A 1,413-nucleotide genomic window follows, 5' to 3' on the forward strand; every position below is an offset into this window, starting at 1 on the left:
CCATCAATGACCTCCGGAGGGGACTGTCGCCTTCAGGCGACAGGGGAATCCGGCACGGACCGCAACGGTTATACCGGCCACGCTGGTATAATCAACGGCATGTCCCGGACGGTGCAGGTCGGCGCGGGTGGCGCCTATGACCTCGGTTACCACGTCGTGTGGTGCCCGAAGTACCGCCGTGCTGTCCTCGTCGGTCCGGTCCGAGACCGGCTTGANGGGCTGATCCGCGAGAAGTGCGCCGAGCATGACTGGCTGATCGTCGCGCTGGAGATCGAGCCCGACCACGTGCACCTGTTCGTGAAAGCTCATCCGAAGCACGCCCCGTCGTACATCGCCAACCAGCTCAAAGGCTTCACGTCCCACGTGCTACGCGGCGAGTTCGCGCACCTGCGCTCCCGGCTGCCCACGCTCTGGTCCCGGTCGTACTTCGTTGCCACCGTCGGCGCGGTGTCCGCCGAGACGGTCCGCCGGTACATCGATACGCAGAACGAGCGGCCGTGGCGCACGGGGGTGCCACGTTGAGACGGTCGTACAAGTTCCTGCTCCGCCCGACCGCGCACCAGCAGATCGCGTTGACGGCGATGCTCGACGACCACCGGGCGCTGTACAACGCCGCGCTTCAGGAGCGGCGCGATGCCTACCGGCATCCGAGCAAGACGACGGTCCGCTACNGGGGCCAGTCGGCCCAGCTCAAGGACATTCGGGGGTTTGACGCGGATCAGGCCCGCTGGTCGTTCTCCTCTCAGCAGGCCACCCTGCGTCGCCTCAATCTCGCATTCGCCGCGTTCTTCCGCCGGGTCAAGGCGGGCGAGACGCCCGGCTACCCGCGGTTCAAGGGCGCCGGCTGGTTCGACACGGTGACGTGGCCCGCCAACGGTGACGGGTGCCTCTGGGACTCGCAGCCCGAGAACCCGAAGACGATGTTCGTCCGCCTTCAGGGCGTCGGCCACGTCAAGGTCCACCAGCACCGGCCAGTGGCTGGCCGGGTCAAGACGCTGTCCGTCAGGCGGGAGGGTGCCCGCTGGTNCCTCGTGCTGTCCTGCGACGACGTGCCCGCCGAGCCGCTGGAACCAACGGGCGCCGTCGTCGGCGTGGACTTGGGTGTCGCCTCGCTGGCCACCACGTCGAACGGCGAGCACTACGGCAACCCGCGTTTCCTCGAACGGGCCGCCGGGCGCCTCGCCAACGCGCAGCGCGACCTTGCCNGTAAGAAGCGCGGCTCGAAGCGGCGCCGCAAGGCGGCTACTCGGGTCGCGAACCAGTCCCGGGCCGTGGCCCGGCAGCGCGTCGACCTCGCGAACAAGACCGCGCGCGAACTGGTCGCCGACCACGACCTGATCGCTGTCGAGAAGCTGAACGTCAAGGGCATGGTCCGCCGGGCCAAGCCGAAGCCCGACCCGGACCAGCCGGGGG

The 1,413-nt window shown here is 68.8% G+C and carries 2 protein-coding genes; both read left to right on the forward strand.

What is annotated here, in order from left to right:
• Positions 1-99 precede the first annotated feature (99 nt).
• Positions 100-522, forward strand: a complete 423-nt coding sequence (gene tnpA, locus CED_RS21195) for an IS200/IS605 family transposase (protein WP_035913761.1) — start codon at positions 100-102, stop codon at positions 520-522.
• A partial coding sequence (locus tag CED_RS21200) for an RNA-guided endonuclease TnpB family protein (protein WP_035913764.1) occupies positions 519-1,413 on the forward strand: 895 nt, incomplete at its 3' end. The genes tnpA and CED_RS21200, both read left to right, overlap by 4 nt.

It is taken from the genome of Frankia sp. CeD, from assembly GCF_000732115.1.
Taxonomy (GTDB): Bacteria; Actinomycetota; Actinomycetes; order Frankiales; family Frankiaceae; genus Frankia; species Frankia casuarinae.